Genomic DNA, 13,777 nt, shown 5'->3' on the forward strand with positions numbered 1-13,777 from the left:
CTCCTTTACCGGTAACGGATGCGTGGATCGACCGCTGCGTACAGCAAATCCACGATCAGATTGATAATGACGAAAATAAAGGCGATAACCAGAATGCCGGATTGAATTACCGGATAATCACGCGAGCTGATCGCTTCGTAAATATACCGTCCCACACCAGGCCATGCGAAGATCGTTTCGGTCAAAACCGCACCGCCAAGCAATGCGCCAGTTTGCAGACCGATGACCGTCAGCACGGGAATAAATGCATTTTTCAAGGCGTGTTTATAGATGACAATAAATTGCGACAACCCTTTGGCCTTGGCCGTGCGAACGAAATCGGAATTCATGACTTCCAGCATACTCGACCGCGTCATCCGGGCGATAATCGCCATCGGAATCGTACCCAGCGCGACACTTGGTAAAATCAAATGCCTGCACACCGTCCATAACTGATCCCAGCGGCCTGCGATCATGCTGTCGATCAGATACAGATTGGTGACCGCTTCAACCGGATCACGTTGGTTCATCCGCCCGATGGAAGGCAGCCAATGCAATTTAAGCGAGAAGATCCACTGCTCCATCAGCCCGAGCCAGAAGATTGGCATCGATACCCCAATCAACGCGATCAGCATGCAAATGTAATCGAACCACGAGTTTTGCTTCCAGGCGCTGATGATGCCGGCATTCACGCCAAAGAAGATTGCAAACGCCATGGCTGCCACGGTTAGTTCCGCCGTAGCCGCCAGATAGGGGGCAATCTCCTGGGCAATCGGTACTCTCGTGCGGATCGATTGCCCCAGGTCACCTTTCAACAAATCTCCCATGTACGTGAAATACTGCTGATACCACGGATTGTTCAGGCCCAGTTGCTCGCGGAGCGCTTCCTTGGACTGCTCCGTTGCCTTCTGCCCCAGAATCGTTTCCGCAGGATCACCGGGAATCGCATGGATAATGGAAAACACGATAATCGTCATGCCGACTAGGACAGGAACCATGATGAGTATTCTTTTCAAAATATAAGCTTTCAAGATGAGGTTCACCTGCCAGAGGCGTTAAGCTCCCGCCTGTTATTCGAAATAGATGTTGCTGTAATATTCCGTACCTGTCGGCGCCGGAACGTATCCTTTCAGATTCGCTCTTGCAGCCAGGAGCGGTGTCGTATGCACGAGCGGAATCCACGGAGCGTCGGCTTTGATGATTTCTTGCGCTTGTTTGTACAGTTCCTCACGTTTCGATTGGTCGGTTTCTTTTTGCGCAGCGACTAACAACTCATGCAGTTCGTCACTCGAATAGTACGTGTAGTTGTTGGACGGAATCGCGTCTTTGTCCAGCAGCGTGTACAGGAAGTTGTCTGGGTCGCCGTTGTCGCCGGTCCAACCGAGCATGAACAGATCGTCTTTTTCACCGGCTTGCGCATCGTCGAGATAAACGGCCCATTCCGGAGATTCGATTTTCACTTTTACGCCAACTTCTTCAAAGTTTTGCTGAATAACTTCGGCTACCTTCTTGCCGTCTGGCATGTAAGGACGGGATACCGGCATGGCATAGAAGACATATTCGCCTGGCAGACCGTTCGGATAACCTGCTTCGGCCAGCAACGCTTTCGCTTTCTCTGGATCATACTCATAATCGGTAATGCTATCGTTGTAGCCCCACAGGGACGGCGGCATTGGGTTCTTAGCCGGTTCAGCTTGGCCTGCGAAGAAGGCATCGATGATCGCTTGCTTATCAACGGCATAGTTCAGCGCTTGTCTTACTTTCACGTTGTTAAACGGTTCTTTTTTCAGGTTGAAGCCGACATAACCTACGTTGTTGGAAGGACGCTCGATCTTTTGCAGATCCGGGTTCGCTTCCAAGGTCGCCAGATCGTCCGGGCTCAGGTCCTCCATCAAATCGATTTCACCGCTTTGCAGCGCGTTGAAACGAGCAGAGTTATCCGGGATAGAGCGAACGATCACTTTGTTCAGCTTCGGAAGCCCTTCTTTCCAGTAGTTCGGGTTCTTCTCTAACGTAATCGAGTCATTGCGTTTCCACTCTTTGAATACGAATGGACCTGTACCTACCGGCTCGTTCTTGAAGTTTTCTTTCTTCTCCTTGATGGCCGTTGGGCTGGCGATCCCGAAAGAGGTCATGGCCAGGTTTTGCAAGAACGGCGCTTGCGGTTGGTTCAGTGTAAACTTAACCGTGTTCTCGTCGACCGCTTCTACTTCCTTGATAACGCGTTTGCCGTCTGGACCAAACATGGAATCATAGTAGTCAAAGGAGTCGCCTTCAAATTTGTATTCGCTGTTTGGATCAGACCAACGGGTGAAGTTGAATACAACCGCATCCGCATTAAAATCCGTACCATCATGGAACTTCACGCCTTGACGCAGCTTGAAGGTATAGGTCAAACCGTCGTCAGATACCGTCCAGCTCTCGGCCAACGAGCCTTGAACCTCGGTTGTTCCTTCTTTGTACTCCAGCAAGGAATCAAAGACTTGGTGGGCGATTTTCAAAGATTCACCGTCGGTTACGATGGCTGGGTCCAGAGAAGCGGAATCCCCGCCGCGGCCTACAACCAATGTATCTTGGGCCGAACCGGTCGGAGTGGTTGCCTCCGTATTCGCGCCCGTATTCGTTCCGCCGGAATTACTGCCACCGGCATTGTTGCTGCCTCCGCACCCCGCCAAGGCGATGGCGGCGCTCAGCATCGTAACAAGAACAACACTACTCCATCTCTTTGCTTTCATTTTGTGGCTCCCTTCTGAATCCCAATATATAATTTCTTGTTTATAAAAAAGCTGGGCATAGTACCCAGACTATAAACCTTTAGAGGTAGTTCAAAACGTCATCTTTATGCCAAGCTCGCGCTTCCTGTGTTCTTCACTTCGGTGTACAGATGGCAAGCCGTCAAATGGCCCGCATCCGTCTCAGCCAGCTCAGGGCGGTGCGTCCGGCAAACGTCCATTGCCATCGGACACCGCGTATGAAACGCGCAGCCGACCGGCGCATTAGCCGGGCTGGGCACTTCGCCTTGCAGAATAATCCGCTCGGTCTTCTTGTCCGGATCCGGCTGCGGAACTGCGGAGAGCAACGCCTGGGTATACGGATGCTGAGGTGACGAGTACAGCTTGTGTTTGTCGGCAATCTCAACGATCCGGCCGAGGTACATAACCGCTACCCGGTCGCAGATATGCTTCACGACACTTAAATCGTGGGCGATAAAGATGTACGTCAACCCGAACTCCTCTTGCAGATCCTGAAGCAGGTTCACCACCTGCGACTGGATCGACACATCCAGCGCGGAAACCGGCTCGTCGGCGACAATCAGCTTTGGCTGGAGCGCCAATGCACGGGCGATCCCGATCCGCTGCCGCTGACCGCCGGAGAATTGGTGCGGATAACGCTGCAGATGGCTTTGCGTCAGACCAACGACATCGATCAACCGGTCGATCATCTGTTTACGTTCCTTGGCATTGCCCACGCCGTGAACGATCAGCGGTTCCTCCAGAATCCGCTGCACCGTATGGCGAGGATCCAACGAGGAGAAGGGATCCTGGAACACAATCTGCATATCCTTGCGTTTCCGGCGCAGCGCCTCTGGCGACAAAGCCGTGATGTCCTCCCCTTCAAAAATCACCTTGCCGCCGGTCGGCTCAATCAGCCGAAGCAGGGAACGACCGGTCGTGGATTTCCCGCAGCCGCTTTCCCCCACCAGTCCAAACGTTTCGCCCCGTCGCACGGTAAACGAGATGTCATCGACCGCTTTAACGAATTGCTGTGACTTGCCAAACCATCCGCCCCCGGTAGGGTAGTATTTTTTCAGATGTTCAACTTGCAGTAAGGGTTCACTCATACAACTTCCTCCTGTGGCGTTTCATGGAGCCAGCACCGGCAGCTATGCGCCGTTTCGTATTCCTTCAGCTCAGGCAGCTGCTCCGAACAAATCGGCATCGCATGCGAACAGCGTTCGGCAAAGCGACAGCCTTTCATCCGGGTGTTCAGGATCGGCACGTTGCCTGGAATGGAGAACAGGCGCTTGCGGTCCTCGTCCATGCGCGGCACCGACTTGATCAGCCCTTGGGTGTAGGGATGCAGCGGATTTTTAAAAATATCCCGCACAGGGCCCTCCTCCACCACTTTGCCGGCATACATCACAGCTACCCGGTGGCACATCTCGGCAACGACCCCAAGGTCATGCGTGATCATCATTACGGCCGTACCGTTCTCCTCATTCAAGCGCCGGATCAAATCGAGGATCTGTGCCTGGATGGTCACGTCGAGTGCTGTAGTTGGTTCGTCAGCGATCAGCAACTCCGGATTACAGGAGATCGCCATCGCGATCATCACCCGTTGTCTCATCCCGCCGGAGAGTTGATGCGGATATTCATCGATGATGGCCTCCGGCCGAGGAATGCCAACCTTTTTCAGCATGTCGATGGTATGTTCCCGTGCTTGCTTCTTGCTGAGCCCCCGGTGCAGCCGAACCGTCTCCCCAATTTGTTGGCCGACGGTAAACAGCGGATTCAGCGACGTCATCGGCTCCTGAAAAATCATGGAAATCGAGTTCCCGCGAATCGCTCGCATTTCCCGCTCCTTCATCGGAACAATGTCCTTCCCCTTAAACTCGATCGACCCTCCCGTAATTTTGCCAGGCGGCTGAGGGATCAGCTTCAAGATCGACAAGGAGGTAACGCTTTTGCCGCAGCCGGATTCGCCAACGACGCCAAGCACCTCGCCGGGATTCACATACAGGTTCACGCCGTCCACCGCAGGGATTTCGCCTCGGTCGGTAAAAAAGTGGGTGTGCAAATCCTTAATCTGCAAAATGGGTTGAATCATGTTTACAGCCTCTTTTCCCGTAAAAATGGAATCTCGCAATTCGACAATGTCCGTCAATAATAGACAAATGTACAATCGATCTGTCGTGCTGTAATTTCCTAAAGCGTAAAGATGCAGCAGTGCCCTCTATCTCTATGTTAGTTGCGGCACTCGACCTTCGAATTGTCTCTACAACGCGGACGAATGTACATTCTCGCTTCCGCACAGCAATCAGGTAAAGCAGAAGCCTAAGCAGAAGGGGTCAATGAAGCGATATACGGTAAATCACAATTACTCTGCCGTAATTTCGCTAAAAGTGGCGATTTATCGAACTATGGTCAATTGGAGTGTTAAGTTAACTGACATAAAATTAATGGCTTATTTGATAAGCTACTTTACAGCATTTTCACAGAATAGACAATAGAAAATTTCAGAATGTCATGTCTATGACAGCTATTTAGCAGGTAATTCATAAAATTTGAGATTATCGGAACATTTAAGGTAGAATGGAAGTAAACGTTATCAAAATATGTGAGAGGTGATGGTGATGAGTTTCACGTTAACTTTGGGAAGTCCGGCACCAAACTTTAACCTGCCGGCTACGGATGGCCAGACCTACTCTTTGGAATCTTTTGCTTTGGCCAAGGTGCTCGTCGTGTTTTTTACTTGCAATCACTGTCCTTATGTGCTTGGCTCTGATGAAGTCACGCGGCAAACGGCAGAGAAGTTCAAGGATCGGGGAGTCGTATTTGTAGGGATTAACTCGAACAGCGAAAACACCCATCCGGAAGATTCTTTCGAGCACATGGTCAAACGGATGGAGCAGCATCGATTCCCTTGGGTGTATTTGCGGGATAAGGAACAAACGGCAGCGAAAGACTATGGTGCGCTGCGCACGCCGCATTTCTTCGTCTTTGATGCCGACCGCAAGCTCGTCTATACGGGACGCGGCGTTGATAACCCGCGCGACACGAGCAAAATGACGGTTAACGATCTGGATCGGGTGTTGGAGGAGCTCACCACCGGGCGCGAAATTTCGATTCCGCTAACGAATCCGATCGGCTGCAATGTGAAATGGGAAGGGCAGGACGCTCACTGGATGCCAGCGGACGCCTGCGATTTGGTGTAAGCCGATGAGCCGCCTTTACGATTTTGAAGTCCGTACGATTACGGGTGAAACCACGACGCTCGCGCCATATCGGGGACAAGTGCTGCTCATCGTCAATACCGCCAGTGCATGCGGGTTGACACCGCATTATGCGGGGCTGCAGCAACTGTACAGCAAGTACAAGGACCAAGGCTTCTCCGTTCTTGGGTTCCCCTGCAATCAATTCGCCGAGCAAGAGCCTGGGACGGAAGCAGAGATTAAGGCTTTCTGTGAAACGAATTATCAAGTCACTTTTCCGCTCTTCGCCAAAATCGACGTAAACGGGGAGCACGCCCACCCGTTATACCGTTATCTGCGGGAGCATACGCCAGAACCTTACGATACGGGGGATATCGAATGGAACTTCGTGAAGTTCCTGGTTGGGCGAGACGGCGAGATCGTCAAGCGGTATGCGGCTCGCACCGAACCCGCTGAGATTGAGCCGGACCTTCAAGCGCTGCTGTCTAGTTCGGCGGCAGGCCGTTAATCTCAAGCCCTAACGCCCATACCGCCAAAGCCGCCGGAAACTTAATACTCCGGCGTTTTTTTACGCAGTCTCTCCGCATAAAAAAACTTCGTTCTAATCGACAATTTTCGCTATAATCTTATTTATGCTAACCACTAGAAGAACTGAGCCTTTTCGTTATTCTCTGAATCCACCGATCGCCGCCATCGCTCGAAATCCTGTCGATCGACGGGCAGGCGCTGCCCTTGAAACCTGCGCAGATCGTGAGAGGGATGGCTGCATCCGAAGCATCATCGTAAAGTAAATTGAAACGCCCCGACCGGTAATTAATGGCGGGGCTTGATTCTTGTCTGCGTTGGCGTTATAATATTTCTTGCTTAGCTCTTGCGGGTGTAGTTCAATGGTAGAATGCCAGCTTCCCAAGCTTGAGGCGAGGGTTCGATTCCCTTCACCCGCTCCATAACCTTTTTTTAACCTCTAGCCCTTTGATTAACAAAGGGTTTTTTTGATTTTATCTGGAAGATGCGGATCTTACCACATTTGGGGGCGAGTTCTTTATTTGACTTCCCCTGAGCCAGGGTCGAGATGAATTAACTGGAAAACTTACCGTTAATATTTGATTTTTTCTCACGTGCAAGCTACTAACTGGAAATTCTACTGTTATTTTTGCTGATTTCCCGCTCAGGGGCATTTTTGAACAAAATTAACAGTAGGATTTACCTCTAATTCTTCGGTTTTGTCCAAAAACGGCCAAAATAGCGGTAGAAAATCCAGTTAGTTGATTGTGGGGGTTCTCGCCCAACCTGGGACTATAGCAAAAAGAGCACCCCAAAGGGTGCTCTTTCGTCACGTCCCAGGAGGGATTCGAACCCCCGACCGACGGCTTAGAAGGCCGTTGCTCTATCCAGCTGAGCTACTGGGACACGTCGTTATAGAAAAAGGATGCGTTAATTATTATAGCGCATCCTTTTTGTTTTTCAAAGCGTTTTTGGCATAAATTTGGTGATTCCTCCCTCAATGGGGCAACTGCTCCAATCGGGCGACGATCTGCTCATTCGCGAGCAGATTCTGCAGGAACTCCTTCCGCTGAGCTTCCGGCTCCGGCCAGCCCCGATCCCCAAACCGCTCCTCCGCCACCTCAGAGAACGCCTGATGCAGATTATTATCGTACCAGTCGATCTCCAAGTTCGCCTCGCTGCGGATCATCCGGATGATTTCATACCCTTTCCCGTCCGCAGCACGCGCCACATATACAAAAAGCTCGGGGTCTCCCACCGCGCCCGGATACACCTGGATCACGGCACAGGGTCGCCCTTGGTGCTCATCCATCCGCCGATATTCCGCGTCCTTGATATAATACGTCACAGGCGTCGCTCCTTTCCGATGGACATCCAAACAGCTACAGCTGTGCTGCAAAACCGGAGCGCTCCATTTGCGCCCGCGTTTCCGCCGTGCCCAGCCGGTAAATTTCACGATACAACGCGTTCAGATAACTTTCGTAGCTGCGGTTGACCTCATCTTCCGGCGTATCCGGCCAAGGATAGGTAAAAGCCATAAACCCGTTCTCCTCCTTCTCCCCCAAATGCTCGAGCATATGACTCAGGTGATCCGCCTCCTCCCGGGTGGCTTGAATCTCCCACTCGTACGCTGCAGCGCCGGGATCCTCAAGGAGCGATCGCCCTTGAACCGAAACGTAATAAGTCCTTTTTTCCATGGTTAACCCTCCTCGTATAGTATCTTTTGAAAGCTCTTTTCTTTCAGCTTCCAGCCCCGTAGGGGCTGGAGAGATTCCTTGAAATTTTCCAGCAAATCGTTCTTTGAAAATTGAATGGGGACTGGACTTTCTGGAATGTCTCTGGACAATGGAACTTAGGGTCCATTCGGGGAAATTCGTATCCCTCCTGTAGCCACGTCTACATTAAAAGTCTGTTTCTCCGGTACACGTCTGAACTTCTTACCCGCTGGCTGTTCCCTTCGGCAACCCATGCCCGGCTATAGCAGTGCCGGGGCAGCTCATGGACTGAAGTGTGTTCTCATAGGCGAGGGTGATTGATCTGCGTGTGCGCCGGAGGCATCCCGGAGCGTCCATTCCCTGAATCCCTCAACAGAAAGGAGGAACTCCATTTGAAGTTATTTGTCGGTATTGACGTCAGCTCACAAGAACTGGAAGCGTGCTTTATGAATCCCGACGGAGACAAGCTGGAAACGCTCACCGTCAAGAATAATCTCGACGGCGCTTCTCATCTGAGAGATCGCATCGTCGCTGTAGCGGACAAGCATTCGTCTTCCGAGATTCACATTGGCCTTGAAGCGACTTCGGTCTACAGCTGGCATCCTGCCATGTTCATGCATGAGGATCCGGCGCTCAAAGCCCGTAAAGCCAAAGTGTTCACCATCAACCCGAAGCTGGTCAGCAAATTCAGAGAAGCCTACCCGGATATGGACAAGACCGACCGTCTTGATGCCTGGGTGATTGCGGATCGCTTGCGCTTTGGACGATTGACCACCACCATCGTCATGCAAGAGCAATATGTTGCGCTCCAGCGCCTCACGCGCATGCGATTCCACCTGATCCACAACCTGGCGCGTGAGAAGCAATATTTTTTGCAGAACCTGTTCTACAAGTGCAACGCCTTTACGACCGAAGTAGACAGCTCGGTATTCGGTCACGCGCTCATGGAGATGCTCTCCGAGAAGTACAGCCTTGACGACATTGCCACGATGGATGTCGCCGAATTGGCCGACTATTTAAGGGACAAGGGACGCAATCGCTTCCCTGATCCGGAGAACGTCGCACGCTGCATTCAGAAGGCTGCCAGAGCCTCTTATCGACTTTCCAAAGTGGTTGAGGACTCCATCGACCTGGTGCTTGGCACATCCATTCAAGTGATTCGAAGCATCCAGGCACAGCTCAAAGATTTGGACAAAGCCATAGAGCGCATTCTCGAAGGCCTGCCTGAATCCAAATGCTTGCGCTCCATCCCTGGGATTGACCGGGTGTATGCCGCCGGTATCCTCGCGGAGATTGGAGACATCGATCGCTTCAGTGATCAAGCGGCTGTGGCCAAGTATGCCGGCCTTTCCTGGCGTAAACATCAGTCTGGCCCTTTTGAAGCCGAAGATACCAAACGCATTAAATCCGGCAACCGATTCCTTCGCTATTACCTGGTTGAAGCTGCCAACTCGGTGAAAAACCGCGATGAGGAATTCGGTGAGTATTACCGGAAGAAGTACAAAGAAGTTCCTAAGCACCAACACAAACGCGCCCTCGTCTTAACGGCAAGAAAACTTGTGCGTCTGGTCGATGTGCTGCTACGCAACGGCCAACTCTATACGCCACGGAAGAAGGTAACGACTGCGAAGGATTGACGCCCCCTTTGCCAAAGTCCTTACTCATTCCCAGTAAAAATCTGGAATTATCCTTGATTTGGGCTGGGATTAGTTTGATATTGTCATTTTTCTAGACTCAAAGCACTTTTCACATAGAAAATTTCCAATTTACTCGAATCTAGGACTTGACATCATACCGCTGGACTTCTTATGCCTTGCTTCACCTCGCGCTATACTGCCTCCACGCCATAGTTTTCCATAATGGACAGACATTTTATGCCCTCGTTCGGCATAATTTGTTAATACTTTTCACCCGGTCGGCAAGCGGGGACTGTAAAGCAATGCGGAGAGGAGATAGCAAAAATGTGCGGAATAACCGGCTTTATCGAATGGAACCGGGACTTGACGAAAGAATCGGATCTGGTGTTATCCATGACATCCTGTCTGGAAAACCGGGGACCGGATGCCCAGGGAACTTGGATTTCCGGCCCGTGTGCTTTCGGACATCGTCGCCTCAGCGTCATGGACCCCGAGAACGGGGCACAGCCGATGATTATCCATGAGGAAGACGCGGTATTTACGATTGTATATAATGGGGAAATTTATAACGCGCTGGAGCTGAAAGCGGAGCTGCAGCGGAGAGGCCGACCGTTCCGTACCAACTGTGATACGGAGGTGTTGCTGCAATCGTATATCGAGTGGGGACCGGATTGCGTCTACCGGCTGAACGGAATTTTTGCATTCGCCATTTGGGACAGCGTTCGGGAGCATGTCTTTTTTGCCCGAGATCGTCTCGGGGTAAAACCGTTATTCTACAGCGAAATTGACGGCACCCTGATCTTTGGTTCCGAGCCGAAGGCGATTTTGCGCCATCCGAAGGTTGAGCCCGTCGTCGGGCCTGAAGGCCTTGCCGAAATTTTCGTTATAGGTCCGGCGCGGACGCCCGGCCATAGCGTGTACAAGGATCTGAAGGAGCTGCGTCCGGGCCACGTCATGATCTTCAACCGCAATGGACTGCGAAAATACGCCTACTGGAAGCTGGAAGCCGAGCCCCATACGGACAATGTAGAGAAAACCGCCGCAACGATTCGCCAGCTGCTGCAGGACACGATGGAACGCCAGCTCATTTCCGACGTGCCGGTGTGCACCTTGCTGTCCGGAGGTCTGGACTCCAGCGCACTGACCGCGCTGGCCGTCGATTATTACAAGCGGACCGGCCAAGGTCAAGTCAATACGTATTCGATCGATTACGTCGACAACGACAAGCATTTCCAGGCCCACAGCTATCAGCCTGGCGCGGACGGCCCGTGGATCCAGCGGATGGTCGAGGAGCTGCAGACCGCCCATCACGCGATCAAGTTTGATACGCCTGAGCTGGTTGCGGCGCTGCCCGACTCGACGATTGCCCGCGATTTGCCGGGCATGGCGGATGTGGACGCCTCGCTGTTGCTTTTTTGTAGGGAGATTAAAAAAGGGGCCACCGTCGCCATCTCCGGCGAAGCTGCGGATGAAGTCTTTGGCGGCTACCCGTGGTTCCACCGCGAGGAGCTGCTGAATTCGGGAACGTTCCCTTGGTCTGTGGCGACCGGGCTGCGCGCAGATCTGTTGTCGCCGGAAATCCGCGAATGGATCAAGCCGGAGCAGTATATCGCCGATCGATACAGCGAAGCGGTCGCGGAGACACCGAAGCTGGAAGGGGAGAAGGGCGAGCGGGCTCGGATGCGGGTCATGTCGTACCTGAACATCACGCGGTTCATGCCAACGCTGCTGGACCGCAAAGACCGCATGAGTATGGCTGCAGGATTGGAAGTCCGCGTGCCTTATTGCGATCACCGACTGGTGCAGTATGTCTGGAATATTCCGTGGGAGATCAAAACGACCGGGAACCGGGAAAAAGGGATTTTGCGCAAAGCGCTGGAAGGCATCCTGCCTGAAGACGTACTTTACCGCAAAAAAAGCCCCTACCCCAAAACGCATAACCCGAACTACCTGACTGCCGTGCGGGATCAAATGCTGAAGATTCTCGACGACCCGACCTCGCCGATCTTGCCGCTGATTAATGCGGACAAAATTCGCGCCATCGCCGCGTCCAAGGAATCGTCCTCCAACCTGCCATGGTTCGGCCAGCTGATGAGCGGTCCGCAGCTGTTTGCGTATTTGTCGCAGGTGAACTTCTGGCTGAGCACCTACAACGTGAAAATTCGTTAATTGAAGCGCAAAAAGCAAGCCGGGAACCTTACCCAGGTCCCTGACTTGCTTTTTTTGATGTCGCTTATAGTGGGTTGCGAAAAAATAACTGGAAAACCTGCCGTTAATTTTACCGGTTCGGGTGCTTTAACAGGCATTAACGGTATTTCCTGACGTTAATTTCGGGCATTTGGGCCGTTTCCGGCCTTTAGGGCAAAATTAACTGTAGGTTTTACCGTTAATTGGTGCAACGAGCCAAAAAGTCGAAAATTAACAGGAGGATTTACCGTTAATTTCCCGCAAGCAAGCGGCTATGCGCCAAGCCGCACGGGCTGCACGGGCTGCACGGCCTCCTCGGGCCTCACGTGCTGCACGGTCACACGGCCCTCGCCTACTTCCCCGCAGCCGCCCCGCTCAGCTTGTCCGCCAACGCCCGCAGCGCCGCGCCGCGATGGCTGACGGCCTGCTTCTCCTCCAGCGTCAGCTCGGCCATGGTCTTCTCGTACGCCGGCAGATAAAACAGCGGGTCATACCCAAACCCGCCGCCGCCCGCCGGCTCGGAGGTGATCCAGCCTTCGACTTCGCCGGAGGCTTCGATAAACTGCCCATTGGCCGGGTCGTACAAGGCCAGGTGGCAGACAAACCGCGCCGTGCTCAGCAGCGGCTGCTCCGTATCCTCGCCCAGCCGCCGCTTCTCAAGCTCGGCGAGCAGCTTCTCGTTGTTGTCCTCGTCGCTGGCACCTTCCCCGGCATATCGGGCCGAATAAACGCCCGGCGCACCGTCCAATTGGTCGACGCAAAGGCCCGAATCGTCGGCCAGCACAGGGCGGCCTAGCGCGTCGCCGACCGTTTTGGCCTTCTTACGGGCGTTCTCGGCGAACGTCGTCCCGTCTTCCACCACCTCCGGGGCATCCGGGTAATCGGCCAAGCTCCGAACCTCTTTGCCCAGCGGCGCCAAGGCATGCGCGAATTCCCGCACCTTCCCGGCATTACGGGTCGCCACGATAATCTCCGTTCCTTCGATCATGCTTACACCACCGATCGGGACTGCCCGCTTCCGATCAGCAGCGCAATCGGCCCGAGCGCCTCACGCTGCTGCTCGATCATCTCCCGAATCCCTTTCTCGGCGAGCTCCAGCATATGATCCAACTCCGCCCGGGAGAACGGGTTCTCTTCCCCGGTACCTTGAACCTCAACAAACTGGCCGTTGCCGGTCATCACCACGTTCATGTCGACCTTCGCTTTGGAATCCTCCTCATAGTTGAGATCCAACAACGTGTCCTCCCCAACGATCCCTACGCTGACGGATGCGAGAAAGTCCGTGATCGGAAACTTCGGCAGCGCGTGCTTCTGAGCGATCTTGTGCATCGCCAGCGCCAACGCCACGAACGCCCCGGTAATCGACGTGGTCCGCGTTCCGCCATCTGCCTGCAGTACGTCGCAATCGATCGTGATAGAGCGCTCACCCAGCGCCTGCAGATCCACGACCGAACGCAGCGCGCGGGCGATGAGCCGCTGGATTTCCATCGTACGGCCGCTCAGCTTCCCACGGGCCGATTCCCGCTGATTCCGCGTTTGAGTTGCGCGAGGGAGCATCGAATACTCCGCCGTCACCCAGCCTTTGCCCTGACCTTTCATAAACATCGGGACCTTCTCTTCAACCGTGGCGGTACACAGCACCTTCGTATCGCCCACCTCGATGTAGACAGACCCTTCTGCGTATTTATTAACATTGACGGTTAAATTCATCGCTCGGCGCTCGTCCGCCTGGCGTCCGTTGCTTCTCATCTTTTACTGCCTCCTACGTGTTCTTGCTGTCAATATGCTTTCCCTATTCTACCAAAGTGTGGGCATAAAAGCAC

12 protein-coding genes and 2 tRNA genes are annotated in these 13,777 nt (G+C 53.2%); 5 read left to right on the top strand and 9 right to left on the bottom strand.

All coding sequences use genetic code 11. The annotated features are described in order from the left end of the window. Positions 1–5: 5 nt before the first annotated feature. From ACL02P_RS11970 to ACL02P_RS11985, 4 genes are all read right to left on the bottom strand, one after another. Positions 6–1,010, bottom strand: coding sequence for an ABC transporter permease (locus tag ACL02P_RS11970; RefSeq protein ID WP_009225139.1), 1,005 nt, complete (start codon positions 1,008–1,010; stop codon positions 6–8). A gap of 39 nt (positions 1,011–1,049) precedes the next feature. Further along, positions 1,050–2,714 carry an ABC transporter substrate-binding protein gene (locus ACL02P_RS11975; RefSeq protein WP_009225138.1) on the bottom strand — a complete coding sequence of 555 codons (1,665 nt, stop codon included), beginning with the start codon at positions 2,712–2,714 and terminating at the stop codon, positions 1,050–1,052. A gap of 104 nt (positions 2,715–2,818) precedes the next feature. After that, complete coding sequence (locus tag ACL02P_RS11980; RefSeq protein ID WP_009225137.1) at positions 2,819–3,820, bottom strand: ABC transporter ATP-binding protein; 1,002 nt, start codon at positions 3,818–3,820, stop codon at positions 2,819–2,821. Next, complete coding sequence (locus tag ACL02P_RS11985; RefSeq protein ID WP_028539362.1) at positions 3,817–4,806, bottom strand: ABC transporter ATP-binding protein; 990 nt, start codon at positions 4,804–4,806, stop codon at positions 3,817–3,819. The genes ACL02P_RS11980 and ACL02P_RS11985 overlap by 4 nt, the downstream gene beginning before the upstream one ends. A gap of 526 nt (positions 4,807–5,332) precedes the next feature. On the opposite strand from ACL02P_RS11985, the gene ACL02P_RS11990 reads away from it, so the two are divergent. The 3 genes from ACL02P_RS11990 to ACL02P_RS12000 all read left to right on the top strand — a co-directional run bounded on the left by ACL02P_RS11990 (position 5,333) and on the right by ACL02P_RS12000 (position 6,858). Further along, on the top strand, positions 5,333–5,914 hold the full coding sequence (locus ACL02P_RS11990; RefSeq protein ID WP_036645157.1) for a thioredoxin family protein: 582 nt from the start codon (positions 5,333–5,335) through the stop codon (positions 5,912–5,914). 4 nt (positions 5,915–5,918) lie between these two features. Further along, positions 5,919–6,419 carry a glutathione peroxidase gene (locus ACL02P_RS11995; RefSeq protein WP_009225134.1) on the top strand — a complete coding sequence of 167 codons (501 nt, stop codon included), beginning with the start codon at positions 5,919–5,921 and terminating at the stop codon, positions 6,417–6,419. A 365-nt stretch (positions 6,420–6,784) separates the two neighbouring features. Beyond that, positions 6,785–6,858, top strand: a tRNA-Gly gene (locus tag ACL02P_RS12000). A 389-nt stretch (positions 6,859–7,247) separates the two neighbouring features. On the opposite strand, the gene ACL02P_RS12005 is transcribed toward ACL02P_RS12000, so the two are convergent. The 3 genes from ACL02P_RS12005 to ACL02P_RS12015 all read right to left on the bottom strand — a co-directional run bounded on the left by ACL02P_RS12005 (position 7,248) and on the right by ACL02P_RS12015 (position 8,112). Then, a tRNA-Arg gene (locus tag ACL02P_RS12005) sits at positions 7,248–7,321 on the bottom strand. Between the two features lie 91 nt (positions 7,322–7,412). Continuing rightward, positions 7,413–7,763 (bottom strand): hypothetical protein, encoded by a 351-nt coding sequence (locus ACL02P_RS12010; protein ID WP_232282284.1) that lies wholly within the window; start codon positions 7,761–7,763, stop codon positions 7,413–7,415. A 34-nt stretch (positions 7,764–7,797) separates the two neighbouring features. After that, entirely contained in the window at positions 7,798–8,112 is a 315-nt protein-coding gene (locus ACL02P_RS12015; protein ID WP_009225132.1) for a hypothetical protein, read from the bottom strand. Positions 8,113–8,522: 410 nt separating this feature from the next. On the opposite strand from ACL02P_RS12015, the gene ACL02P_RS12020 reads away from it, so the two are divergent. Together ACL02P_RS12020 and asnB are read left to right on the top strand one after the other, a co-directional pair. Further along, positions 8,523–9,767, top strand: coding sequence for an IS110 family transposase (locus ACL02P_RS12020; RefSeq protein WP_090728280.1), 1,245 nt, complete (start codon positions 8,523–8,525; stop codon positions 9,765–9,767). A gap of 324 nt (positions 9,768–10,091) precedes the next feature. Further along, complete coding sequence (asnB, locus tag ACL02P_RS12025) at positions 10,092–11,936, top strand: asparagine synthase (glutamine-hydrolyzing) (RefSeq protein WP_412837360.1); 1,845 nt, start codon at positions 10,092–10,094, stop codon at positions 11,934–11,936. Positions 11,937–12,306: 370 nt separating this feature from the next. Here asnB and ACL02P_RS12030 read toward each other — a convergent pair whose 3' ends face one another. After that, the gene (locus tag ACL02P_RS12030; RefSeq protein WP_009225130.1) at positions 12,307–12,942 is read right to left on the bottom strand and encodes an XTP/dITP diphosphatase; all 636 of its coding nucleotides are present in this window, start codon (positions 12,940–12,942) and stop codon (positions 12,307–12,309) included. 2 nt (positions 12,943–12,944) lie between these two features. Beyond that, positions 12,945–13,703 carry a ribonuclease PH gene (rph, locus tag ACL02P_RS12035; RefSeq protein ID WP_412837361.1) on the bottom strand — a complete coding sequence of 253 codons (759 nt, stop codon included), beginning with the start codon at positions 13,701–13,703 and terminating at the stop codon, positions 12,945–12,947. Positions 13,704–13,777: the final 74 nt, after the last annotated feature.

It is taken from the genome of Paenibacillus sp. MB22_1 (assembly GCF_047200555.1).
GTDB lineage: Bacteria > Bacillota > Bacilli > Paenibacillales > Paenibacillaceae > Fontibacillus > Fontibacillus phoenicis.

Coding starts and splice junctions, on each gene's coding strand:
- ACL02P_RS11975 (WP_009225138.1), bottom strand. CDS start 2,714: ATGAAAGCAAAGAGATGGAGTAGTGTTGTTCTTGTTACGATGCTGAGC.
- ACL02P_RS11980 (WP_009225137.1), bottom strand. CDS start 3,820: ATGAGTGAACCCTTACTGCAAGTTGAACATCTGAAAAAATACTACCCT.
- ACL02P_RS11985 (WP_028539362.1), bottom strand. CDS start 4,806: ATGATTCAACCCATTTTGCAGATTAAGGATTTGCACACCCACTTTTTT.
- ACL02P_RS11990 (WP_036645157.1), top strand. CDS start 5,333: ATGAGTTTCACGTTAACTTTGGGAAGTCCGGCACCAAACTTTAACCTG.
- ACL02P_RS11995 (WP_009225134.1), top strand. CDS start 5,919: ATGAGCCGCCTTTACGATTTTGAAGTCCGTACGATTACGGGTGAAACC.
- ACL02P_RS12015 (WP_009225132.1), bottom strand. CDS start 8,112: ATGGAAAAAAGGACTTATTACGTTTCGGTTCAAGGGCGATCGCTCCTT.
- asnB (WP_412837360.1), top strand. CDS start 10,092: ATGTGCGGAATAACCGGCTTTATCGAATGGAACCGGGACTTGACGAAA.
- ACL02P_RS12030 (WP_009225130.1), bottom strand. CDS start 12,942: ATGATCGAAGGAACGGAGATTATCGTGGCGACCCGTAATGCCGGGAAG.
- rph (WP_412837361.1), bottom strand. CDS start 13,703: ATGAGAAGCAACGGACGCCAGGCGGACGAGCGCCGAGCGATGAATTTA.